The organism is Oceanispirochaeta sp. M1 (assembly GCF_003346715.1).
In the GTDB taxonomy this organism is placed as follows: Bacteria; Spirochaetota; Spirochaetia; order DSM-2461; family DSM-2461; genus Oceanispirochaeta.
This window is the reverse complement of sequence record NZ_QQPQ01000032.1, coordinates 38,944-63,530: the sequence shown is the minus strand read 5'-3', so window position 1 is coordinate 63,530 and position 24,587 is coordinate 38,944. Positions and strand designations below refer to the sequence as shown.

The following is a 24,587-nucleotide window of genomic DNA, read 5'->3' as shown; positions in this document are numbered from 1 at the left end:
TTGCGTTCAGCTTCCTTCAGATTCCACCTCACAATGGACACCCTTGCTGTTCAGCTAGCAGTTCCCCCTATCGGGTCTGCAGGAGACTTTCACTCCCAAGTGGATGCACCCTGCTGGGCGCACTAAATAAAAATAGCCGGCTAACACCGGCTATGTGGACGCACATTCCTATGCTGTCTCCAACTGGACGCATAATACTATGCTGTCTCATATTTATATATCTGCTTAAAAAGTCAGACTATTTATTTTAATAATCAATGGCGCCGGACTCATCCGGCAAGATGTTTTAGGCGGTAGGTTTTTCATATATCCCCCTTACTCTTTACTCACTTATAATTCTAAACCATTGTTACAGAAAATCAAGGTCTACTTCATGTTTTTTGTGGATTATTTTCTCCGGCTGTTGTAATGTGTATAAAGCCTGAAAGACTACTATTCCGGAGGATCTCTTCCATTTGAGCATACTTAATGAAGCCTATCTCAAAGAACAGCTTATCACATATATCGGTAATAAACGTCGTCTCCTTCCTCTGATACATCAGGCACTTCAGAAAAGCAGAGACAACAGCGAGCAGGCTGTGTTTACAGATATGTTTGCCGGCTCGGGTGTTGTGTCCCGTCTGGCAAGATTGATGGGCTATCAGGTCTATTCCAATGACTGGGAGGAATATTCACGAATACTCGGTGAATCCCACCTGACATTAAATCAAAATGATATTCCCAATCTCTTCGGCAGCAGTAATTCACTACAGGAATTGCTTAATGAGATAAATAATCTTTCTATGCCGGCCGAGGAAGAGCGCTACATGTCTCTCTATTATTCACCTTCTGATGAAGATATCCAGAAAGCCGATTACAGGGTGGAACGCCTTTTTTACACCAGGGAGAATGCATTGCGTATTGATGCAATCAGAAATTATATTGAGTATAACTTTCCCCCTGATTCCACTGGAGACAAGCTGAAGATAAGAAATCTGCTTATCGGCCTTCTTCTGGGAGAGTGTTCAAGGCATACAAATACATCAGGAGTATTCAAGGCTTTTCATAAAGGATTCGGAGGACATGGAAAGGATGCCCTTCAGAGGATTCTCAAGACAATTGAACTCCCATATCCTGTACTTCCTGAAAATGCGGCTCCAGCCAGGGTATTCCGCACAGATGCAAATGACCTGGTACGATCAGACGAATTACCTGATGCGGATGTCACTTACATGGATCCTCCCTATAATCAGCATCAGTACGGCAGCAACTATCATATACTCAATACGATTGCCCTCTGGGATAAAATTCCGGCACCCATGATTCTTAATGAGAAGGGTATTCTCAAGGAGAAAGCCGCAATCAGAAAAGACTGGATTAAAACCAGATCCTCCTACTGTTATAAAAACAAGGCCTCCGAAGCTTTCTCAGAGTTACTGAAGAACACAAGATCCAAACGGATTCTCATCAGTTACAGCAATGATGGTGTTATCCCTTTTGAAACAATGATGAATATTTGTGAAGAGAAAGGAAAAATAAGCATTATCAGCAATGAATATACAAAATACAGGGGCGGCCGTCAGAGTAATCACCGCCTGCACAGCAATATAGAATTTGTAATGGCGGTAGATACAGGACTCCCTTCAAATACATATTCAAGGAATAAAATCAGAAAGATTCTTCTCCTCAGAGAGTTGGCTCTTATGGAAAAGAAAGTGTATAAAATCAATTCTCTTGCCCAGGCATTCGGAGATTTAACAGGGTGTGAAATAAACCTTATTTACAGTGGGAATCCCCTGAGGCTGAATCTGAAACAATCCCTCTTCCTGACAATTGAAAGTAATCTGAAAAACTGGTCCTCTTCTTCACTTAAAAAACTGCTTTATCTTCTGGAAAGCTGTGCATGTAAAAGCAGGACGGAGGAGTTAAAACAGATATTCAGCATCATTGAAAAATCAGGACCTCAGCCCGCTATTTTAAAAAAAGAGCTTCCAAGACGCATCAGGATGCTGGCCCATAAAAAGACAAAGGCAGAATATAGAGAAATCCTGACTCAGCTGGATAATCTGCGCATGAAACATGACATGAGCTCCATTGACAGAGAACTGGATCAGATTAAAATACAGGCAGAAAAAAGGTTTGAAGAATAATATGAAAAAAACTATTGTATTTACCGGTGGAGGGACAGGCGGTCATGTCTATCCTGCACTTCCAATTATAAAAAAACTACAGGATCAGGGATACCGTATTCTCTGGATAGGCTCTCACAGGGGTATCGAAAAAAGAATTGTCCAGTCCTGGGGAATTGAATACAGAGGAATCAGTACAGGTAAACTCAGACGTTATTTTTCATTGAAAAATTTTACAGATATATTCCGTATTAAACTGGGCTTTTTTCAATCACTCAGAATCCTGAATAAAATAAAACCAGTTCTTATATTCTCAAAAGGGGGTTTTGTTTCTGTACCTCCTCTTACAGCCGGATATATCCTGAAGATTCCCTGTTATACCCATGATTCTGATGTTGTACCCGGTCTGGCGACCAGGATCAATCATAAGATGACACGTAACACCTTTCTAGCCTATGAAGAGAGTCGTTCCTATCTGGGTGGTAATTCAGAAAAAATAGTCGTATCCGGCAATCCTGTGCGTGAAGAGTTTTTTGACAAAAATCAGAAACTGCCCGACATATGGGAAAAAAGGATAGGGGAGCGTCCTCTTCTGATGGTTCTCGGAGGAAGCTCCGGAGCCAGTCAGATCAATGAACTGATACTCGAATCTCTAAGTGAACTATGTTCCCGATATACGATTATTCACCAGATGGGTGATGAACTGTTTAAAGAAGACAATACATCAGAACATTACTATCCTGTCCCCTATCTTAATGAAGAACTCCCCGCTCTCCTCAGAAGAGCGGATATCGCTGTAGCACGCTCGGGTGCAGGGACTCTCTGGGAGCTTGCTGTAAGCGCTACACCTTCCATCCTGATACCTCTGCGTGCAGGAAGCAGGGGAGACCAGATTCTTAATGCTGAGATGCTGAGAAAAAGAGAAATGGCAATCGTTATTGAAGACGAAAACCCGGAATCTTTTCAGATCAGAGATCTGCTGATAGAGCTTGCAGATAACAATGAGAAATTAGAACGTATGAAAGATAATTGCGCAGGTTTTATGAAAAAGAAAGCCGAAGATGTTATAGTGTCTTATCTGATCAAGGAGTCATAATGGATTTGGGTATTCTGGATATTCTGTTTTTAGCGATTATCATAATTTCATCCCTTCGCGGTGCCTTCAGAGGCATGGTACAGGAACTGATTTCCCTGGCTGCATTATTGATCAGCCTTCTGCTTGCAGCAGTTTTCTACCCCGATGGAACCGACTGGATTCAGGCACGTTCATCCCTTGGAGAATCGGCGACTCTCATATCCTTTGTCTGCATATTTGCAGCCGCGTTCATTCTTTTTATGCTTTTAAAGAAGGCAATCGTATTTTTAATTAATGAAACACCCTTTGAGAGTGTAGATAAACTGCTCGGATTTTTTTTGGGAATCCTTGAAGGTCTTCTAATCTGCTTTCTGATTGTTTATCTAATTGATTTTCAGGAAATTATTGATCTTGGCAACTGGACAGTCTCATCAAAACTGCTCCCCTATATAGAGCGTTTCCTCCCGGCTCTGGATAAACCTGCGGAGCATATCCTGGAAAAGTTATCATCAGGGAGTCTGTAATTTGTTTGAAAATCTAATTGGTCAGGACAGCATAAAAAAACAGCTTAATACAGGGATACAGCAGGCAAGACTTCCTCATTCACTTCTGTTCAGCGGTGAAGACTACAGTGGAAAGATGACTGCTGCTCTTGAACTTGCCAGAGCTATTTCATGCAATACCGAAAATGCTCCATGGGACTGTAACTGCCGATCCTGCCGTGATCACAGAGTAATGAACAATCCCGATCTGCTCCTGCTGGGGAGACGGTATTTCCTCGAAGAGATTAAAGCCTCTGCCGAACTTCTGAACCGAAGCCGTGCTAATTTTTCAGTATATATGTTTATCAGGAATGTCCGTAAGCTTCTTAAGCGCTTTGAACCTGTCATCTGGGAAGGCCAGGAAAAGAAGCTCAGTAAATACAGCGGAACCCTTAGCTCAGTAAGCGAACTGCTTGAACAGCTCGATCCTGAAAAAGAGCTTATGGAAGAAAATGCATTAAAAAAATATCTGGATGATATTACTAATCAGATTAGAACTCTTATTCCAGCAGTTCCTGCTACAACACCTATAGATCAGATAAGAAACATAAGTAAATGGGCCCATAGGACATCCAGCGGCAAGGCTAAAATTGTCATCATTGAGAAAGCTGATACCCTCCTTGAAGGCTCTGCCAACTCACTTCTGAAGATATTGGAAGAACCGCCCCCCCATGTTTCTTTCATCCTCATAACAGATCGTAAGGGCAGTATTATCCAGACCATACGGTCAAGAGTCAGGAATTTTGAATTTACACCTCGTTCAGCCGATACTTCACGGCTCATATTGGAAAAACTATTTCGTCATGAGGAGAGCAGCCTCAGCCTTAATCAATTTTTTCAGAGCTGGTCAGATACAGACTACAACTTCATAAGCGCACATATCAGACTCTTTATGGACAGTTGTTTTACCGGAGCATCCATACGCGACCTGGATGATCTTTTTCTATATTTTGACAAGAACAAGAGTAAGGAAGATTTAAAGAGGTTTCTAAGACTTTTAAGTGATGAACTGCGTCTGAGATATGTAGAAGATCCTGATCTCATTTCTACGGTACAGGGTCAGCAGCTTGTAAATGAAATTCAGATTGAAATTAATAAATGCTTATCAAATTCACAAATTTATAATCAGAGTTCTCTTTTTCTTCTAGAAAGCTTATTTTATAACGTAAGAGAGAAGTATGAGGCATTTTGTAAATAAAGCGATAGAGTCCCTTCCGAAACTTAATGAAGGTCAGATAAAGAATCTCATTGATGTCCTGGCTGAGGAAGTTAAGGATATTGAACTCCTTGAGAATGTTATCTCTTCTCTTCCATATGGTGTGATTGTTGCCAAATCAGATCACTTTATTCAGTTTATAAATAGACCTGTTCGCCGTATGCTTCCCCTGCAGCAGAGTGGTTTTGAGAAGTTGAAGGTATGGGAAGCGATCCTGGATAAGGATATTTCAAAATTTGTACAAGATTCTCTTCTGGATTTTGACAGCGTTAAACCAAGAGACTTCACTCTGGAAACGCTGAATAGAGACATTACACTGGCTGTAGGAGTAATGCCGGTGGTTAATGAAGGACGGATTCAGGGAGATTTCATCTACGTTGAAGATGTTACTGATAAAAGACTTGAAGAGGCCAGACACAGAAGAGCCGAAAGCCTTGCTTCCATGACGACCATGGCTGCAAGTGTAGCCCATGAGATAAAGAACCCCCTTGGGAGCATCAGCATACACCTGCAGCTTATGCAGAAAACCCTGAAGACTGACTGTGTAGAGTACAAAACTGATCTTGAAGAATATCTTTCCATTATCAGTGAAGAAGTTGAACGTCTCAACTCCATCGTGGTGGACTATCTGTTTGCTGTCCGTCCCATGGATACACATCAGGCCCCGATGAATATCAATTCCCTGATTCAGGAACTTGTTACTTTTGTTCAGTACGAACTGCAGGAGGCGGGAATTGAGTTGAAAGAGATGCCGGCTCAGAATCTTCCATTACTGAATCTTGATGAAAATCTGATGAAACAGGCTTTCCTTAATATAATTAAAAATGCACTTGCAGCCATGCCTGATGGCGGGTCCCTCCATATCAGTACTCAACTTAAGGATAATTTTGTAAATATCAGGATAAAAGACAGCGGGATCGGTATTCCCCGTGAAATGACATCAAAAATATTTGAACCTTACTTCACCACCAAGGACAACGGCTCCGGTCTGGGCCTCACCATGGTATATAAAGTGATAAAAGAGCACGGAGGTGAAATTCGTGTAATGTCAAAAGAGGGAGAAGGAACTACCTTTATTATACTTTTACCTGTTCCACAGACCGACAAAAAACTTTTAGTCTGGGATGGTGAATAAATTGAAATTCAATATTCTTGTTGTAGACGATGAAAAAAATATCCGCGAAGGCTTGGCAAAAGCTCTTAAGTTAGATGGATATGAGGTATTTACTGCCGAAGACGGCAGTGAAGCCATGAAGATGATGGTTAAAATCGAAATTGACCTGATTTTAACAGACCTGAGAATGCCGAAAGTTTCGGGCGAGGAGCTTCTGAAAAAAGTCAGTACGTCCTATCCCACAGTTCCGGTAATAATCCTTACAGGACACGGCACAGTTGAAAATGCTGTAAATGCCATGCGTGACGGTGCTTACGATTTCCTGACAAAACCCCTGAATCTCGACCGACTGTCACTGCTGGTCAAACGTGCTCTATCCTCAAGAGAACTTGTAATAAAGCACAGAGAACTGCAGGAAGAGGTTAAAAAACTCGAAAGCCGAAGAAACAAGAGTAAGTTTATCGGCAAGAGCCTTCAGATGCAGAAAATTCAGGAACTGATACAGCAGGTGGCCTCAACCAAAGCCTCAGTTCTGATCACAGGAGAAAGCGGTGTAGGTAAGGAGCTGGTTGCTGATGCCATACACGATTACTCACAGAGAAAGGATAAGCCTTTCATCAAAGTACATTGTGCTGCATTAAGTGAATCACTCCTTGAAAGTGAACTTTTCGGTCATGAAAAAGGGTCTTTTACAGGGGCCTCAAGCCTAAGAAAAGGTCGTTTTGAACTCTCCGATGGAGGATCTATTTTCCTTGATGAAATCGGTGAAATAAATCAGTCCGTACAGATCAAGATATTAAGAGTTCTGCAGGAACGGGAATTCGAACGGGTAGGTGGTACAGAACCGCTGACAATAGACAGTAGAATCGTGGCTGCCACAAATCGTGATCTAAAGGCCGAGATAGCAGCCGGAAATTTCAGGGAAGACCTCTATTACCGTCTCAATGTTGTTAATATCCATATTCCCCCCCTCAGAGAGAGAAAAGATGACATACCTCTGCTGGCTACCGCCTTTCTGAAAGAATTTTCAGAAGAAAACTCCAAGCAGATAGAAGGGATTGACAATAAGGCCGCGATGGCTTTGTATAATTATTCCTGGCCCGGTAATATAAGAGAGCTTAGAAACTGTATGGAGAGTGCTGTTGTGATGTGTAAAGGTCACTTTATTCTGGCACATGATCTGCCTCCTGATATCTCAGCATCCGCTGAGGATGAAGGATCCATACGAATCCCCATGGGGACGAATATGGCTGAGGCAGAGAAACTGATTATCCGGTCCACCCTTAATTTTGCACAGGGGAATAAAAGCAAATGCGCCGAAATCCTCGGAATAGGGCGCAAGACCTTACATAGAAAGATTCATGATTTTGGAATGGAAGATGAATTTCTGAAAACATCCAAGCAGGAGGAACCCGATGGATGAAAGCAAAAAAGCAATAAAAGAACTGTCAGCAGTACTGGCAGAAAGTAATGATACAGCACTGATTGAAGATTTTCTGTGCAGCCTGCTGACTCCCAATGAGATCAAGGAGGTGGCCTCACGCTGGGCGCTGGTTAAACTGATAACAGAAGGGATGTCTCAAAGAAAAATTGCCGAAAAACTCGGCTTGAGTCTCTGTAAGATAACAAGAGGATCCAGGGAATTGAAAAAAGAAAACTCCTCCTTCAAGTCCATGATAGATCTGTACAGCCAGCTCGAAGACTGAGAATCAGTCGAAAGCTATCTCGCTATCCAGCATTTTTTCTTTTTCGAATACAAAGCGACCGCTAAACTTTTCACCTTTCAAGGCTCTTGGAAGCCAATGGATATCATCTTCCCACATTCTGTCCCAGGGGATCTCTTCCAATGGGCACCAGAAAGGGAGAGCTTCATCAGTCTCAATCATCTCACCCTTGAAATCACTGCATAGATATACCGTTCCTTTAAGCTGTAAACCGTCAAGAAAATGAAAAAAAAGTTCGCCGGAGTATTGAAGATTGCTTGTTATCAGTCCTACTTCTTCAATAGTTTCCCGGACAGCCGCCTCTAAAGGAGCCTCTCCTTCCTCGATATGCCCTCCGGGAGCATTGACTTTACCCGCACCCAATCCTGTTTTCTTATGAATAAGCAAAACCTCATTACCCTTAAGAATATATGTGATAACCGCATCTTCCGTGGGTACCCAGTTCTTCCAGTCTACATCGCTGACTTTCATTCTTTAATAACTTCCTTTAGTAAAACGCTCATATCGCCTTTATTGTTGTCCTTCTGTAAATCAAACATAATTCTGTTATTCCACAGAGACTGAGCCTTAACAGGCAATGCCTTGTGATCGGAGAGAGATAGAATCTGCTCAGACTTGACAGCTCCATCGTTATCACGCCACTGAAGAGTAAAATCCAGAGTGGATAAAGCTGTATTACTCTTATTATTAATTCTCAAATCATAAAAGTAATAATTGCGGTCGTAACCCTCAATCTGTGAAATAAAACGGCTTTCGGCATCCAGAAAAACTCCATTAGGCAGGGGAGTTTCATTATGAAGAATCTCTTCAGACCACTCACTGTTCTCCTGTTCTCTGTAGCTTACTTGCTCACTGATTCCAATATAAACAGACTTCAGCTGTTCAATGTCATCGTTAAAATACATATAATCATGGAAACTCTCTGTCTCACCACTTCTAAGAGGGGCGTCCCCTTCATCAATAACTGTTATTGTTCCAACAGAACTGTTGTCATCAGATCTGAATACTTCCAGCTCAAGTCTGCTGTAGTCATCTTTGACTGCTTCCAGATACCCGGCAATACTCAATGCAGGAGTGCCCGAAGGTGATTCACGAATAAGAGTAGTTTCCATTAAATCCATTTTAAAACTCTCTTTCAATGAAGAGCTTTTTTCATAATTCAGCTCCCTTGTCTCCCATGGAGGAACATAATCAAGGGGAGAAGAACTCTGCATAGCTGTATTATTCAGTGAAAGGAAATTGAAACGCTTTCTTATCTGCGGGTAGAGCGCTGCCCCGAGAATGATAATGACAATAAATATCAGCGGGATAATCCTGCGGTTATGCTGGGTCCCCCGAAGCATCTGCTTAAGTTGTTTTAGCTCTTTAAGAAACTTTTTGGCTGCTCTGTTTTCAGGTTCCAGAGTTAGAATGTCACTGGCTTCCCGGCCGGCGCGGTCCAGATCTTTTTGAAGATAACCATACTGAAAACTTCTTTTCATAAAAAGCTCAGCAAGATCAAGACGAACTTCATTATCAAGTGGAGAGAAGAGAAGGGCCCTTTCAGTTTCTACTATGGCACTGTCCCATCTTTCGTTTTTTTTGTAATCCAGCGCTCTGTTGAGATGTCTGTCGATAAGCATTGTCAACTTATCTATATCCTCAGGAGTAAGCATATACTTCTGCAGGAGAGCATCCACATCCTCAGTGTTCAGAAGTTTATTGTCCTGAGAATTTACAAGCTCTGTGAGAAAGTTGTTTAATCTTCCTTCATCAGACACAATTTCATCAGAAACACGCGGTTCATCATTTTCTTTACTCATATGACACTATATTAGCAAAAGGTTTAAAGCTTTGGCTACAGTAAACCGATTTTGATACTGAGTAATTGTATCTAACGGGAGTAAATGAGTATATATGAAATTTTCTGTGTTCTGTTCTGAGAAGAATAAAACAGAACTGCCTCACTTAAGAATAGCGTTTGATGAATTCTTCATCGAATATCAAACTCTACTTTTTTCAGAAAAAACTACTCTGGAAGATTCAATGCCTGCTCTTAAGCAGGTTCTATCATCAACATCCTTCTACCTGCTGATTCCAGACAATGAAGATTTCTCAAAACAGTGGCTCTCATTTGTCGTCGGATACAGTCAGCTGGTACATGAAAACATTATTATTTACGCTCCCGGAGGCTGCGCTCCATCCTGGCTTAATGATTTTATTATATGTCTTGATTTCAAAACGCTGATCAATACGATCAAAGAAAGAATGCCTTTATGGAATAAACAGCTGAAGGAAAACCAGGCCCTTGATACTCTCGAAGATAAAATGAAGGAACACAATCATCAGAATTTTGCAAAGGCAATTGAAGATGGTGACCGTTTTCTCACGGGTGTTTTTCTTGAAGCCGGTTATGAAGTGAACAAACTCTCTTCCGATCAGGTATCCCTTATGGCACTGGCTGCCAGACACGGTTATAGATCAATTGCAGAGATTCTCTTTGATGCCGGTGCAGATATAAACATTATCAGTCTGGACAGAAATAACACCCCCCTGATGGATGCCGCCTCAGAAGGACATGAAGATTTAGTCCAGTTTTTCATTGACAAGGGTGCCTCCCTTGATATAAAGAGTAAAAGCGGGCAGACAGCACTGGTCCTGGCGACCGGCAACGGTCACACTGGCTGTGCTGAGATTCTGATAGAGGCAGGAGCCGACTGTGATCAGGAAGATTCAATGGGTCTATCCGCCCGCAAATATGCCAGGCTTTATCAGAAAAACACAATACTTGATAAGATGCCTCCGGCTTCTGAATAGGGAGATTTTACTTGAAAGATATATTTTTTCTCAAATGGAAGGACCACACACTCTATCTTTCGGAGCATGAAGATAAAAATTTCATAGATGCTCTTGAGGAGGAGGATATTCGTGTCTGTTATGGATCAGGCCTTAACGAAGAAGACAACAGCTTTATTAAAACAGAAATGAAAGCAGGAATTGAAACTGCCGTAAACAACTGGATTAACGATTCCCGTTTTATCATCCACCTGCTGATGGCTGCAGGGGTTTTCCTTGTATCCTTTTACTTCCTATCCTATGTCATTCGTGACCCCCTCCCTATGGTGGATGAGATTGTTCTGTCTCTCCTGCTTGCCGCTCTTGCATGGTACAGACTCAAGAATCAGGAATACCAGTCAGAAAAAGTAATACATAAAAAAGTAGAACTGGAACAAGAGCTCTCCAGCATAACTATGGAACAGATGGAATATCTGAAGCAGATAGAACTTTACCTTGAGAAACTGGCGGATATGAACGGGGGGGAGCTTAAAAAGCTTCTTGACTCAGGTGCTGTTCCTGTATTTTTCACATCAGAGAAGAAAAATCTTCTTAAATTTGTCAAATCTGTAGATAAATACAGGAAGAAAACAAGGTTCAGCAAAAACAGAAAGTTCCCTGGAGAACTGAATGAATTGAGTAAACAGATCAGATCTTTTATGAAATATCATTCATCAATGGTCTGATTCTCTTCAATAACCTGATTCAGCTCAAGAGTTTTTCTGGCTGTCTCAATCATCTGTTCGGCCGGTGTAAAATCCGGCCTTACTTCAAGACTCTCTTCCCAATAGGCAATTGCCTGACTGATATCACCATTAGCATATTCCTCAAGTCCCTGCAAATACAGCAGCTGAGAACGTTCAACACGGGTCATACGTCCAAAGTCACCCAGGTTAAGTTTCAGAGCAAGACTGAAACGGTCCAGAGATGATACCTGAGTAGTCAAATCCAAAGTATAATTGGCTGTAACTGAGAATTTCTCAAGATCAAGTGATGATCCTACACTGAATCGGGGAAGACCTGTTTTAATCTGAAATCCTGATTGTACGGAAAGAAAACTTGTCAGCCCCAGATCAAGACCGACAGCATAGCTTACTTTTTCAGCCTTGGAACCATCAAGGTTAAAGGGAATATTTACATCAAAGGCCCATGTCATGGGCCTGATGGGAGAATAGGCTATTCCCGTAGAAATCATAGAAGGCAGTGGATCGGGATCCGTAATAAACTCGGAACCGAGGTTTTTGACCACAAACCCGAAGGCAAAGTTTTTATCTCTTGAACTGAAAAACTTCAATACATTGAATTTTGTCTGTATTCCGATATCGGCCATTACTGCTACGGCTGACTGATCAGGAGCAATGGAATAGGGAACTCCCCGATACGCCATCTTAACATTAGCACCGAGAGCAAGCCCGTGATAGTAGTAATTATCCAGAAAGGTATAGGCTGCATTCAGAGTCATAACAGTTTCTGTATAGTAACCCGAGGAATATGATCCATCACCATTCTGGGCTCTGTCTCCCCAGTCATCTATCCCTGTAAAGGGAAGGTAAAGAAACTTCCCGCCAATTCCTATACCGAAATCCTCCCAGCGCGATGTATAAGTTACACTCTCCAGGTTTGTATCAGCAATCCAGTTATTATGAAAAAAAGTCAGTTCTGAGTTTTTTATAAAGGAACTTCCCGCAGGATTTGCATCGAGAAATCCGGAATCAAGACTCATAGCTGTAAACGCTGTTCCCATGCCTTCATATTTACCGCCCGATGGAATTAGAAGCGTTAGAAATGAGTTTGTACCTGCATTGGGATCTATGCCGAAAATGTCGCTGAAATTGGCATAAGTAGTAGACGCAGCATTCCCTGCAGAGAGTCTCGAGATTGATAATAATGTAAAGAGTATTATTATGCCTTTTTTCATCCAACTATATTATACCTTTGAATAGAGCTTTTATCCAGATTCGTCCCCATCTTGCCGATAATGTTATAAGATATAAAGTCTGTTGATAATTTCGGTGATCTGAAGGGTTTACTTGACTGTAATAAATAAGAAGATTGTAATCATAGCCTGTATTATACTCCTGCTGAGTTCAGCACTTTTTGCTCAGGGCAAAGATCTGAGAAGAGGTCAGAAATATCGTGAAGTAGAACGGCTGATAGAAATATACGACTTTAACGCTGCAATCAACCTCCTCGTAGAGATTGTCAAAGAAGATCCTGAAGAGATGGACCATGCACAGAAACTCATACAGGAAATCAGGGAAAAAAAAGAAGAATTCAATGCAAAATATGAAGAGCTGATCCGTGTACTCTTTGAAGAGAATGATTATGAGAGAGGTCTGGAAATTATCAGTGAACTTGAAGAGCTTGACAAAAACCCCAACGAAGCGACTTCAGAATCTCTCAGTACAGCCAGAATTTCCGCAGAACTTATCTATTTCAAGCTCCTGTTCAACGAAATAATGGACCGTGCATTGGTTCAGATTGATGAAGGTAACTACAATACGGCAGCTACAATTTATAAAACCGGTTTTGAACTTCATAAGAGAACCTACAATGAGAGAGACTATGGTGATCTCATAAAGGGACCAGTTGACGCAAACCTGGAAAGTCTTCTTAGTTCTCTTGACGAATTTGTAAATAGTTATAATCTTTTAAGTAAACACTCAGCCGCAGAAATCAGCAGTTCAATTCAGGATAATACAGCTCTCGTTGAAGATCTTATCAGTGATATTAATCATTTTTCTGATATGAGAAATACTCTTTGGAAGGCTGCCTATGTTTTTGATAAGCAGAATAAACTTCTAGCTGAGATCAATGAAAATTACAGAGAAGACTTTTTTCTCAGTTTTGCAAACAGAATAATTTTCGGACGCCTTGAAACCAGGTTTGAAGAAGGTTTAATCAGGGCCTATGACAAATACTGGGACAGCACTGTCATGCCTATTCAGAGCGCTTTGACTCAAAAGACTGAAACTCTGATAAGAAAAGCTGAAAGTGAATATGAACAGCAGCAATGGGCTCTGGCGCAATCCAGTTTTGATGAAGCTGAATACTGGGCCGGGAGATCCATAGAGATTGGAGAACTCTGGTCCTCCAGATTAAATACAGATGAAGGATTAGGACTCCATCCATATGCTGAAGAGCTTTTACACAGGGAGTATCATAAGCTGGAAAACAGCAGGATACAGAACAGAAAGGCCATATCCAATTCACGTCTGAGCTTCTATCAGGAAGCTCTTGGCAATTATAAAGAGTATGATGATCAGAATCTGATTGAGATGACACAACGTAGGCAGACCTTGTCCAGGGAACTGGATGCAATGATTCCTGTTAAAGAAGAATGGAATGATTTTATATCTGCCTATAACAATGATGTTCTTTATACAGACAATTTCGCCGCAGTTGAAAATTCAGAGTTTAACATCAGAATTGACCAGGGTATTGATGGTTACAGAAACTTTGACGGACAGCTGGCCCTTGATTCTGCGGATCTGGAGATTCTCCCCCTTGAAAGAGAATATTTGGGGATGAAGAGTTCTCTGGACCGTTCTCTGACTCTCCTGGCAGGGATTCCTCCAGAAGGAGCACAAGAGGGTGACCGCAGCATTCTATTTGTTTTCCCTGAAGAGAGTTTTTCCATTTTGGAAGATCTTAAGGAGAAGAACATTAATCTGTCTCAACAGGCTTCAAGGTTCAAAAGCCGTTATCAAACGATTAGAAATGAAATACCCCAGCAGGCTGCTATGGCCCTGTACATAGGCCGTGCCGAGGCTCTTATCCTGAATCTTGAAGATCAGCTTCGTGACTATACCCGTGAGCAGAGAAAAGCCGACCAGAGTATTGCCAGTGCGGGACGTTACCTGGGTGAGGGTGAGTTTCGTTTTAAAAGAGCCCAGGAAGCATTGGCAAGAAAAGACTTTTCACAGGCAACACAGCAGCTGACTACTGCCCAGGAACTCTTTGTACAGGCCCTCTCCTTCAATGAAGCGATCATAAGCCGTGCAAGTATAGATTCACGGGTAGCCGAGCTTCAGGAGCAGATTCTCCTTGAAGAGAATAAAGAAGTAATCAAATTCGTACGTGAAAATGTAAATAAGGGTAAAAGCCTCTACCTTCAGGGACTCTATGGGCAGAGTGAAATTGTGCTTTTAAGAGCTGAAAATCGCTGGTACACCACAAATACCGATGAAAACAACGAAATCAACTATTGGCTTAACCTTGTGAGAGCCGCACTTTCGGTAGAATCAGGACGTACCATTGAAGAGACAGAACCTCTTTATGGTGAAATGACACAGTTTATCAATCTGGCCTATGCAAACTTTGAAGCCGGCAGTACTAAGATAGCCGCCGGTGAAAAAGAGGAGGGCTTTGAATTTCTGAATCGTGCAGATCAGAACCTCAATGAGATACTTATCCCCATGCCTCTGAACCAGCAGGCCAGTGTTCTCAAGCTGAAGATACAGCAGCTTAAGGATCCGGAACTTTTTAAAATTACATTTGATGAAAAGTTCAAATCTGCGGTGAGCAAGATAAATACTGAAACGGATACTGCATATATAGACCTGAAGGACCTCTCGGCCATACAGTCTGATTACCCGGGCATGAAAAAAGCTATCTATGATGCTGAAATTATTCTTGGAATAAGAATACCGCCGCCAGACCTGAAAGCACTGGCCGAGAGTAAAAATCTTTATGAGAAAGCATATGTGATTGTAGAAGGGAATGTACGTTCTCAATTCCCTGTGGCTCTGACGCAGCTCGACAGGGCTATTGAACTTAATCCTGAAAATCAGGATGCTATAGAATTAAAGGACAGAATTCAGCTTGATGCAGGTGGACAGACAGCAATTGTGTTATCATCATCAGATAACGCTCGTTTTAAATCTGCAGAAGATAAGTATATCAATGGCGAGTATTTCGAAGCTTATGCCATTGTTCAACAGCTGCTAAAGGATAAGAAAACAGCTTCTTATCCTCCGTTACAGGATCTTAAAAGGAGACTTGAATCAAAATTCTGAAGCTGAGACCCTTTTATATTTTGTATTTACTCATTCTTTGCCTCACTCCATCACTCCTCTCTGCAGAGGATTATTATTGGGAATCTCCCATGAATATCAGGACGGATGATGCCTACTTCCCACAGTCGGTGGTTTCTGATGAAGGTTATATTTTCACTGCATGGCAAAACTATGATGAAAGAAACTCAGAACTTGTTTCATTCTACGGAAGTATCTCCAGCGATGGTACCAACTGGTCTGATCCTTTCCTCCTTCTTGAACCTTTCCAGTACAGGGGAGAGGATAAAGTATCTCTCTTCACCCTTGCACAGGACAAAAATGGAAATCCTCTAATTTCTCTGATGGCGTCTGAAAACAGTATTTCCATATATAGACTTAATACACCCGGAAATCCTCTGGAACTGATTTCAAGCATTGAAACCGAGAATACTTCAGTTGTTCCAAGAATATTCAGGCGTTTCGATAATTCTCTTATTCTGTTTATGACTGGAAGCGTTACTCTTCCCAATGGAACAGATGCACTTTCAATACATTATTCGGTATCCGATGAGGGTCTCAGCTGGAGTGATGCACAGCATTTCATACGTAACTCGGAACTCAAGCAGAACTTTCTACCTTTTTATTGTTTTGATAATCAGGGTGAATATGTAGTTTTTCAGTCTCTTTATACAGGTAGCAGAAATACATATCAGATATATCTCAAAAGTCTAAAGAATGGAGATTCTCTCTGGTCGGATGAAATACTTGTTACATCCTATGACGAATATATTGATGGTGAAAATATAGAATTCACACAATTTGATAACCAGCGTCCCCATATGGTGGCGGAAAACGGAACTCTTCACCTTGTTTGGGAAAGAAGACAGGGCCGCGCCATGCCCCAGATTCACTATGGAGTCTTTAACAGCAATGGTGAGTCTCTGGAAGAAATTGAACAGATTTCCCGTGGAAGTTATTTCACAGCATCTCCCAGGATCACCAGAGATAACGGTGAGAGTCTGATTCTCTGGTTTGACAACAGAAATAATAACCAGGTGATTCTGGCAAAAAGAAATGGTATTTTCTGGCAGAGCGAAATAGTAAGTTCAACAAGCGGGAATTCCACTTATGCAAGGTGGATCAGCTTCAAAGGAGACCTTTTTGCAATCTGGGAAAATCTCCTTAATGAAAATAGAAATATAGTCATACTGACCCCTGATAAAACAGCCTCTCCTCCCATTATTAGAACAGTAAATTTTACTGATCAGGGACGACAGGCTGATGACAGGGTCATTTTAACCTGGAGACGTCCACAGGATTCTTCTGGAATACAGGGTTTTTCTTATGTATGGGATAATAATACAGACACCGAACCCGATAGAGATAAGGAATATCTTGATCTAAGAGAGAGAACTGAAACATTCAGAGCTATCGAAGATGGAGACTGGTACTTCCATATCGCTCTTGTAGACTATGCAGGAAACTGGTCAGATACTGTCCATATCAGAATCACACGAGACACGATACCACCGAGTCCAGTACAGTTTTTCAAACCTCTCACCGATGCAAGGGGATATCTGATCAGTAACACTTTCACCCTCAACTGGAGCTCCGATGATGAACATCTTGGCGGCTTCAGTTACAGGTTTTATTTTTTGGGAGAAGATGCTGATTTTATAGATCCATCAAAGTTAGACCTGCCTTCACCACCCGAAACGGTACAGACTATCAGTCCTGCCGTTCAGTATAATAATCGTGATAATGGACATTGGGCCCTCTCTGTAAGTGCCTTTGATGATGTCGGCAATAGAAGTGAACCGTCAATTCTTCTCTTCAGAACAGATAAATATATACCTGTTACCTATATTTCTGATGTACGTACACAAAAAGATGATCTTGAAAGAGTTGTTCTTACAATAATCGGTCGCGGTTTCTCAGTGGGCGGTAAGGTTCAAAGAGTTGTTCTTGACCGTGATGGTAAAGCTCCCTGGGATTATGAATTCACTGCCGATTCTTTCGATGTCAGAACAGACAGAGTCATCGAAGGACCTGTTGTTGAAGTATTTGAAGAAGGCTACTACCTGGTTGGTGTTGAACATCCCGGTAGAGGATTTGCCTTTGCAAAGGGCAAGTTAAGACTGGATTCAACCGGAACCGTCCGTTTCGGAGATTTCTCCTATGATTACAAGACATTCTGGCTGCCCATAGAATTGAGTCAGCGCATTTTCAGTATGAACAGTCTTATGTTTTATCTGCTGATTGCATTGCTTGTGTCTGTATGTGCACTGTCTTCATGGCAGATTTCCAGAATTATGAAAGAGAACAGTAAACTTGAAGAAGACATACAGTCAATAATATCCGGAGCTCCCTTAAAGAGTCATCTGAAAAAAGAGAGGATGAAGAGTATGAAACGGAGAGGAATGGGTCTGAGAATGAAATTTACTCTGGCTCTGTTAACCCTGATTCTTGCGGTAATCCTGTTGATTTCCATCTTTCTTGGAAATTACATGATCAATACTCAGAAGGAAAATCTTTCAGTTGGACTTTATGACAAGAGTGCACTCCTTCTGGAAACACTGACCACAAGTGCCAGAACATATCTGCCTACCCAGAATCGTCTTGAACTGGGACTCCTTCCCAATACCATCAGGGCGATGGATGAAGCGGTCAATACTACAATAAGCGGTCAGGGAGCCAACAACCCCGACAACTTCAACTATATATGGAGTTCCAATAACAAGGATATTGAAAAGTATCAGGAGTTTCCCTCAACAATCTCAGTTTCAAGAGTTGATTATCCTGAAAACTGGACCAACGGAACTATTAATAGCTTTGAAAGCAAGTACAGAGAGGGAGATAATTTCAGTTTTATCGAATATGAAGAAGATGATAGAGATCTTATTTATGATCTTTTATCCGAAGCGGGACTGATCAGCCGCTTTGAACCAGGTATAACAAGGGTAGACGATATTCTGTCTGAGGTTATAGATGAACTTGAAAAAGATATAAACAGCAGGGCCCTGGAACTGATCGGTGATCAAAGCAGTCAACTTGATCAGCTTTCAGAAGATGCCGTACGTCTGGCAATTAGAGGAGACCGGGCATCACTGGATGAACTGGCTGTAATTCAGGAAACAATCAGCCGGATTGAAACAGAAATCAATGACAAGCTGTCCACCGTATCAAATATTGTACAAACCTATCCTGAGTTTATTATTGAGACCCTTTCAGATGAGAAACTGATTTATACCTTCTACAAACCGGTTGTCTACAGAAACAAGGGACGTGATTCATATTTCAGAGGGATTGTCCGTCTGGATGTCTCGATCAACAGCATCCTGGAAGGAATTATAGAAACTCAAAACAGTATTCTTCGAATAACAGTTATTATTTCCCTGCTGGCTTTAGCCGGCGGACTCGTCGGTGCTTTCCTTCTGGCACAGACGATGATCAATCCTATCAAGAAATTAGTTGAAGGGGTTGCCAAGGTTAGAGACACCCAGGATAAATCCAAATTGAAGAATTATTCCATCGAAACCGGTACAAGAGATGAGTTATCCGACCTTGCGACAACTTTCAATCAGATGACAGAAGGGCTCGTTGCAGCGGCTGTCGCCAATAAATCATTGATTTTAGGTAAAGAAATACAGAAGAAATTTCTTCCATTAGATCCGGTACCACAGTCTGATAGAAAATATACAACAGGAGAAGAAGAAAATGAAAGAGTTCATTTCTTCGGATACTATGAGGGTGCCAAAGGTGTCTCTGGTGACTACTTTGATTATAAAAGATTAGATGATAAACATTATGCTACTATCAAATGTGATATTTCCGGTAAAGATATTCCTGCGTCACTTATCATGGTACAGGTTGCCACACTTTTTAAAGATTATTTCTCAAAACTGGATATTAGAAGAGATGGAATACACCTTGAGGTTCTCGTCAATAATATAAATGATCTTATTGCTCAGATAAATTTCCAGGGAAAATTTGCAGCATTCATCGTCGCAGTAATCAATATAGAAACAGGGAAATGTTGGATTTGTCATGCAGGAGACAATATGTTCTACTACTACGACGGAGCACTTAAAAAAGTCATAAAAAAAGAGATGGAAGAGGCTCCTGCAGCTGGTATGTTCGGAACAGATATAATTGGAGAGACAGCCTTCAAGCAAATAAATCACACTCTTAAAAATGATGATTTTCTCTTTCTCTTCACAGATGGAATTGAGGAAGCTAAAAGAAAATTCAGAACTAAGGATCTTGAAATCATACATTGTGATGGAACATGTGATTCATCAATTCTCGGAGGTGAAAAATCAAAGAGTCATATAGAGGGTTCTGATAATGAAGAACTGGGTCTTACAAGAATTGAAGAGATAATGGATGCAGTTCTCAATAAAAGCACATACCAGATATACCAGTATCATCAGCCAGATAAAGATATCAAGCTTTCCTTTGATTTCAGACAGGGAATAGGAGATATGAAAGAGACTGTACTGGCACTTATTTCTGTTGAAAAGGTATTCCGCCTCTATCCTGATCCGAATGCCGGTCCCGATGATAGAATTAGAATTGATAATAAAGTTGATGAATTTCTAAAAGTACATTTTGATCAATATAGAGATTATTTTAAATACCCTATTCCTGATGAAGATTATCCTGAGTACACTTATTATTCTCATATGAAAGAAGAGCCTCAATATGATGACCTTACCATCCTGGGAATTCATAAGAAATAATGGGGTTTTTCTGTGAAAACTGTGGTGAGGAAGTAAAAAGAAATTCTGATTCCTGTCCTGCCTGTGGTGTTAATTTCAAGGCAGTAAAATGTCCTTCCTGCGGTTTTATAGATAAAGCTGAATTCTTTAAAGGGGGATGTCCGGACTGCGGGTATATGACTTCAGTAGAGAAGTTTACTTATCATGACAATTCCAAAAAAAAGAGAACAAAGAAACCCATACTGGATTTCATACCAGCCTCAGTCTTCTGGCTCTCAGGATTTGGATTAATGCTGATACTGATGATAATTCTATTTACTTACTTAAAATAGAAATCCCAGATTTAAACCGATTGAATATCTCTCTCGCCCTTCCTTGACTGTTTGATCAACAGCAAAAAGATTTATGTACATGGGAGTGCCGGGTATATAAAAAGACCCCTCAACTCCCACTTGCATTACCATCTTGTTTCCGTTATATGAAGGGAGATATAGGGCAGAAGAGAAGGCTGCTCCAAAAATGGCATTTGAATAACTTACCCCCCATCTCATAACCCCCAGAATATCAAAACTGTCTGAAATATCAGCTGATGCTTGTGAATTCAATGTATATAAAAACTCGGGAGAGATCATAAAATCCCAATTACTCAGCTCAAACTGCATGGGAATGAAAAAAGAAAATCCTGAAGGATCTCTGATCAAAGAGTTTTGAACATTCTGCTTCAGGTCATTGATAGCGCCTTTATATGAGCCACGCAGTCCGAGACTGAGCTGAAACAGATCATTTCCGTATATATATGCTTTCTGAGAACTGTTAAGCCTGAGAGAAGGTTCCCCGGATTCATTAATAAAGGCAACTTCTGCTTCAAAAGAGGATTCCCAGCGTTTCAGAGGAGAAAATCTTAAGAAAAAGCTGAAGGGAAGGCTGTAGCCTCCGCTGGTCCCGCCATCAGGATTCCGGTCAATTGAGAAACTGGAACCAAACTGAAATCCTCCCGGAAAGAGTATTTGAGCAGTTGGAACAAGAACCAAACCCGCTGTTCCTGTGAAATAATTGGCAGCTTTTCTACTGTACATCCTATTCAGTTCAACCTTATATGTCTGACCTGGATTCATCTGCAGTGAATAAATACCGTCTTTCTGTTTCTCACCAAGAACATCCTTACCATCCCATGTAAATATAAAGGGGTACCGGGTTCCTTCAGGAACTAAAGAAAAGATCTTTTCACTCTCTTTACTCTTCAAAATTGCCGTATAGTGAGAATCACTGTCCTCGCTGTTCAATAAAAAAATCTGCCTGTAATAGGCAGGATCACCGGGATTGAATGAAAGATACAGGGGATGAGAATCCCTTTCAGGAATCGTATTATCTACTGGAGTACCGGAAACAGATGATCTAGGTTTCTCCTCATAGTAAACATGCGCAGTGGTCCTGTAGTCCTCTTTAACGTTTACCCAGAATGAAAAATCCCTGTAACCCGGTTTCTCAAGTTTGACTCTGATATATCCATTTGTAATATCATTACTTTCAAATGGAGTTCTTCCATTTTCTACATCAAATATGTAAATCTTCACATATTCAATATCTGTGATAATCTCAAGTCCGGAAACAAATTGGAATGACTTTCCTTCACGTATATCCTCTTCCTGAAGGCGGGGAGGGCGTTCATAATCAAGTTTTTTTCTTAACTGGATATCAACAACGGGAGTCTTGTTTTCCTGAGCGTAAAGTGACTCAGCTGAAACAAGAAACAAGGTTGTGAGAAACAGAAAACAGACTGTTTTTAAAGATGAAGATTTTCTAATGATTGTTTCGCTTTTCAATTAGCTCTACCCATCCGATATATAATAATAATGAGAACATTAAAGTACAATATAATAATATTATTATTCCTTATTTCACAGCTATTGTATAGTCAAAGTTCATTATTTGAAGATGAGACGAAAAACAGTAACATAGAGACCGGGGACGAAGACAGTACAGAAGAAATATCTGCCCTCCCTGACGGTTATAGAAGCATACTGCTGGGGATGGAGTTTTCGGAAGTCAAGGATCTGCTGTTACGGGAAGCCCGCTTTGACTTTCGGGGAGATCCCGATGTATCTATCCAGACAAATGGAAACCAGTCTCTTATAAGCAGCAGCGGAAGAGCTTTTATCGATCAGGGCTTTTTTCAATTCAACGAAAATCTGCTTTATCTGATTATTCTGCAGATGGATAGAGAAAGAATGGATTTCTATTCACTGCAGAAAACTCTGACAAAGAAATACGGCCAACCGGCTGAACTTTCACCGGAGGGTCTTTTCTGGAAAAATGAAAAGATGCAGTTGAGTCTTGAATATCCTCTGACCATAAAATATCTCGATCTTGAAGTTTTCAACTCATTTATTGAAGAAGATATACGTCTGAAGAGTTTTCAGGAGATATCACACAGTGAGTTCCTGAAGGATTTCTAATGAAATATATTCACCCTCGAAAAAACTTAATTCTTTTTTTATTCAGTCTCTTCTTTGCAGTCTCATGCTCTGCAGGGGAAAAACCATTATATGACATCTCAATCAATGGAGAAAAGATCAGAGTTGAGATTGCGGATACACCTGAAAGCAGACAGAAGGGGCTGATGTACAGAAAATCTCTTCCCGAAGATCAGGGAATGCTTTTTATATTTGAAAAAGAACAGAAAATGTCCTTCTGGATGAAGAATACAAAGATTCCCCTTTCCATAGCCTATATCAGCAAATCAGGTGTCATCCGGGAAATTCATAATTTAACCCCCCTCTCCCAGAAGGCAGTACAGTCAAGTCATTCAGTACTGTATGCTCTGGAAGTGAATCAGGGGTATTTTGATAAAAAAGGAATTGGAGAAGGAGATCAAGTTCACTTTTCCTTCTGATCATCAACCTTTATCTCTTCGATCATCTGCTCGGCACTGTCCAGCTCTTTCTCAATCTCTTGGGCAAGACCGGAGCCTTCCTTGTAAAGTTTCAGCTGCTCATCAAAATCTACAGCCGCAGTTTTAATTATTTCTGTGATCTCTTCCAGTCGTTTTATCTTTTTTTCGAATTTCATTTTTTTTCCTTATGCTTTTTCAACAAGAGCGGTTTTTTCTCCGTCTCTGAAACGGAGACTCAGGCGGTCACCGCTTTTCACCTGCTCTGCAGAATTTATTATTTTATTATCCTTGAATATAAGTGGAAATCCTCGTGCCAATATATTTTCCGGAGACACAGAGGAGATGGTCTCACTCATCAGAGCAGTCTGAGACCTCCAGCTGCCTATTCTGTCTGACAGCAATTTATTATTATCCAAGTGCCATAAATCCGGGATTTGCCTGATGTCTTCAATCCGTCCCGTCATTATGCCGTCTAGAACAGTCCTGTCACAGCTGCTGAAACGCCATCGCGTCTTCTCCATGGAATGCTGCAGCAGTTGTTTAAGTTCTTCCCGGCTCCGTCTGATTTTCTGCTCCAGGTCCAGTGTTGCTTCTGAAACAATCTCTGCGGCAGCTGACGGGGTGGGAGCCCTCATATCAGCTGCAAAGTCTGCAAGAGAAAAATCTATCTCGTGACCGACTCCACTGATCAGAGGTATCCGGGATGCAGCCACAGCCCTGACAACTCTTTCATCACTGAAGGAGAGCAGATCCTCGAGCGATCCTCCACCACGGGCTAGAATTATCACATCTATATCATCTCTTTTATTCATTGATTCAATGGATCTGACTATGGAAGGAGCTGAATATTCTCCCTGTACAACCGTATCATTCACAATCAGACGGAAAGACTTCATCCTTCTTTTAAGAACCTGAATTATATCCTGCAGTGCTGCACCCCTTGCGGATGTGACAGCCCCTATTGTACGAGGATAGAGGGGCAGCTCCTTCTTCAGTTCAGGATCAAAGAGGCCCTCCTGCTCAAGCCTCTTCTTAAGCAGTTCCAACTGATAAAGAAGATCTCCTCTACCGCTCTGTTCCATTGATTCACAGATAAGCTGATAGTTCCCGCGCTGAGCATAGACCGAGAGTCTGCCGATCACAGTCACAGACATACCATCGGCCGGAGTAAAATCCAGAGTACTCCGCTGCTGTCTAAATAGAACAGCATTGATAACAGCATCTTTATCCTTGAGATTGAAATAGCAATGTCCTGATGCCGCGGGTCTGAAGTTACTGATCTCGCCTTTTACTCTTACAACAGGAAATTGATTTTCCAGTGTGTTTTTTATCATATAAGTCAGTTCGCTGACATTATAGCTTGGAATTCCGTTCAAATATCTA

Annotated in this window: 20 protein-coding genes; 14 read left to right on the top strand and 6 right to left on the bottom strand. The window is 41.2% G+C overall.

Annotated features, from left to right (window positions below):
• Positions 1-455 precede the first annotated feature (455 nt).
• From DV872_RS19350 to DV872_RS19320, 7 genes are read left to right on the top strand one after another with little or no spacing between them, the layout of a single operon-like run.
• On the top strand, positions 456-2,129 hold the full coding sequence (locus tag DV872_RS19350; protein ID WP_158547064.1) for a DNA adenine methylase: 1,674 nt from the start codon (positions 456-458) through the stop codon (positions 2,127-2,129).
• A gap of 1 nt (position 2,130) precedes the next feature.
• Positions 2,131-3,204: an undecaprenyldiphospho-muramoylpentapeptide beta-N-acetylglucosaminyltransferase gene (murG, locus tag DV872_RS19345; RefSeq protein ID WP_147283215.1), complete on the top strand. Its 1,074-nt coding sequence runs from the start codon at positions 2,131-2,133 to the stop codon at positions 3,202-3,204.
• On the top strand, positions 3,204-3,707 hold the full coding sequence (locus tag DV872_RS19340) for a CvpA family protein (protein WP_114631609.1): 504 nt from the start codon (positions 3,204-3,206) through the stop codon (positions 3,705-3,707). The genes murG and DV872_RS19340 overlap by 1 nt, the downstream gene beginning before the upstream one ends.
• A gap of 1 nt (position 3,708) precedes the next feature.
• Positions 3,709-4,923: a hypothetical protein gene (locus tag DV872_RS19335; protein WP_158547063.1), complete on the top strand. Its 1,215-nt coding sequence runs from the start codon at positions 3,709-3,711 to the stop codon at positions 4,921-4,923.
• Entirely contained in the window at positions 4,904-6,076 is a 1,173-nt protein-coding gene (locus DV872_RS19330) for a nitrogen regulation protein NR(II) (RefSeq protein ID WP_114631607.1), read from the top strand. Before DV872_RS19335 ends, DV872_RS19330 begins: the two co-directional genes overlap by 20 nt.
• Before the next feature lies 1 nt (position 6,077).
• A complete protein-coding gene (locus DV872_RS19325) occupies positions 6,078-7,478 on the top strand; it encodes a sigma-54 dependent transcriptional regulator (RefSeq protein ID WP_114631606.1) in 1,401 nt (466 codons plus the stop codon).
• Complete coding sequence (locus DV872_RS19320) at positions 7,471-7,761, top strand: Trp family transcriptional regulator (RefSeq protein ID WP_114631605.1); 291 nt, start codon at positions 7,471-7,473, stop codon at positions 7,759-7,761. The genes DV872_RS19325 and DV872_RS19320 overlap by 8 nt, the downstream gene beginning before the upstream one ends.
• Before the next feature lie 3 nt (positions 7,762-7,764).
• Here DV872_RS19320 and DV872_RS19315 read toward each other — a convergent pair whose 3' ends face one another.
• Both DV872_RS19315 and DV872_RS19310 read right to left on the bottom strand, forming a co-directional pair.
• Positions 7,765-8,250, bottom strand: a complete 486-nt coding sequence (locus DV872_RS19315) for an 8-oxo-dGTP diphosphatase (protein WP_114631604.1) — start codon at positions 8,248-8,250, stop codon at positions 7,765-7,767.
• On the bottom strand, positions 8,247-9,581 hold the full coding sequence (locus DV872_RS19310; protein WP_114631603.1) for a hypothetical protein: 1,335 nt from the start codon (positions 9,579-9,581) through the stop codon (positions 8,247-8,249). The genes DV872_RS19315 and DV872_RS19310 overlap by 4 nt, the downstream gene beginning before the upstream one ends.
• Before the next feature lie 94 nt (positions 9,582-9,675).
• Between DV872_RS19310 and DV872_RS19305 the strand changes: the two genes are divergently transcribed.
• Both DV872_RS19305 and DV872_RS19300 read left to right on the top strand, forming a co-directional pair.
• Positions 9,676-10,575: an ankyrin repeat domain-containing protein gene (locus tag DV872_RS19305; RefSeq protein WP_114631602.1), complete on the top strand. Its 900-nt coding sequence runs from the start codon at positions 9,676-9,678 to the stop codon at positions 10,573-10,575.
• Positions 10,576-10,586: 11 nt separating this feature from the next.
• Positions 10,587-11,279, top strand: coding sequence for a hypothetical protein (locus DV872_RS19300; RefSeq protein ID WP_114631601.1), 693 nt, complete (start codon positions 10,587-10,589; stop codon positions 11,277-11,279).
• Here the strand turns inward: DV872_RS19300 and DV872_RS19295 are convergent.
• A complete protein-coding gene (locus tag DV872_RS19295) occupies positions 11,261-12,511 on the bottom strand; it encodes a UPF0164 family protein (protein WP_114631600.1) in 1,251 nt (416 codons plus the stop codon). The genes DV872_RS19300 and DV872_RS19295 overlap by 19 nt on opposite strands.
• 112 nt (positions 12,512-12,623) lie before the next feature.
• On the opposite strand from DV872_RS19295, the gene DV872_RS19290 reads away from it, so the two are divergent.
• The 3 genes from DV872_RS19290 to DV872_RS27300 all read left to right on the top strand — a co-directional run bounded on the left by DV872_RS19290 (position 12,624) and on the right by DV872_RS27300 (position 20,643).
• On the top strand, positions 12,624-15,611 hold the full coding sequence (locus DV872_RS19290; protein WP_114631599.1) for a hypothetical protein: 2,988 nt from the start codon (positions 12,624-12,626) through the stop codon (positions 15,609-15,611).
• An 89-nt stretch (positions 15,612-15,700) separates the two neighbouring features.
• Positions 15,701-20,332: a SpoIIE family protein phosphatase gene (locus tag DV872_RS19285; RefSeq protein WP_114631598.1), complete on the top strand. Its 4,632-nt coding sequence runs from the start codon at positions 15,701-15,703 to the stop codon at positions 20,330-20,332.
• Positions 20,332-20,643, top strand: coding sequence for a zinc ribbon domain-containing protein (locus tag DV872_RS27300; RefSeq protein WP_114631597.1), 312 nt, complete (start codon positions 20,332-20,334; stop codon positions 20,641-20,643). Before DV872_RS19285 ends, DV872_RS27300 begins: the two co-directional genes overlap by 1 nt.
• On the opposite strand, the gene DV872_RS19275 is transcribed toward DV872_RS27300, so the two are convergent.
• Positions 20,635-22,134, bottom strand: coding sequence for a PEGA domain-containing protein (locus tag DV872_RS19275; protein ID WP_114631596.1), 1,500 nt, complete (start codon positions 22,132-22,134; stop codon positions 20,635-20,637). The genes DV872_RS27300 and DV872_RS19275 overlap by 9 nt on opposite strands.
• 84 nt (positions 22,135-22,218) lie before the next feature.
• Between DV872_RS19275 and DV872_RS19270 the strand changes: the two genes are divergently transcribed.
• Both DV872_RS19270 and DV872_RS19265 read left to right on the top strand, forming a co-directional pair.
• The gene (locus DV872_RS19270) at positions 22,219-22,767 is read left to right on the top strand and encodes a hypothetical protein (protein WP_114631595.1); all 549 of its coding nucleotides are present in this window, start codon (positions 22,219-22,221) and stop codon (positions 22,765-22,767) included.
• Entirely contained in the window at positions 22,767-23,204 is a 438-nt protein-coding gene (locus tag DV872_RS19265) for a DUF192 domain-containing protein (protein ID WP_114631594.1), read from the top strand. The genes DV872_RS19270 and DV872_RS19265 overlap by 1 nt, the downstream gene beginning before the upstream one ends.
• Here DV872_RS19265 and xseB read toward each other — a convergent pair.
• The gene (gene xseB / locus DV872_RS19260; protein WP_114631593.1) at positions 23,189-23,380 is read right to left on the bottom strand and encodes an exodeoxyribonuclease VII small subunit; all 192 of its coding nucleotides are present in this window, start codon (positions 23,378-23,380) and stop codon (positions 23,189-23,191) included. The two genes, DV872_RS19265 and xseB, sit on opposite strands and share 16 nt — an antisense overlap.
• Before the next feature lie 9 nt (positions 23,381-23,389).
• On the bottom strand, positions 23,390-24,580 hold the full coding sequence (xseA, locus tag DV872_RS19255) for an exodeoxyribonuclease VII large subunit (RefSeq protein ID WP_114631592.1): 1,191 nt from the start codon (positions 24,578-24,580) through the stop codon (positions 23,390-23,392).
• Positions 24,581-24,587: the final 7 nt, after the last annotated feature.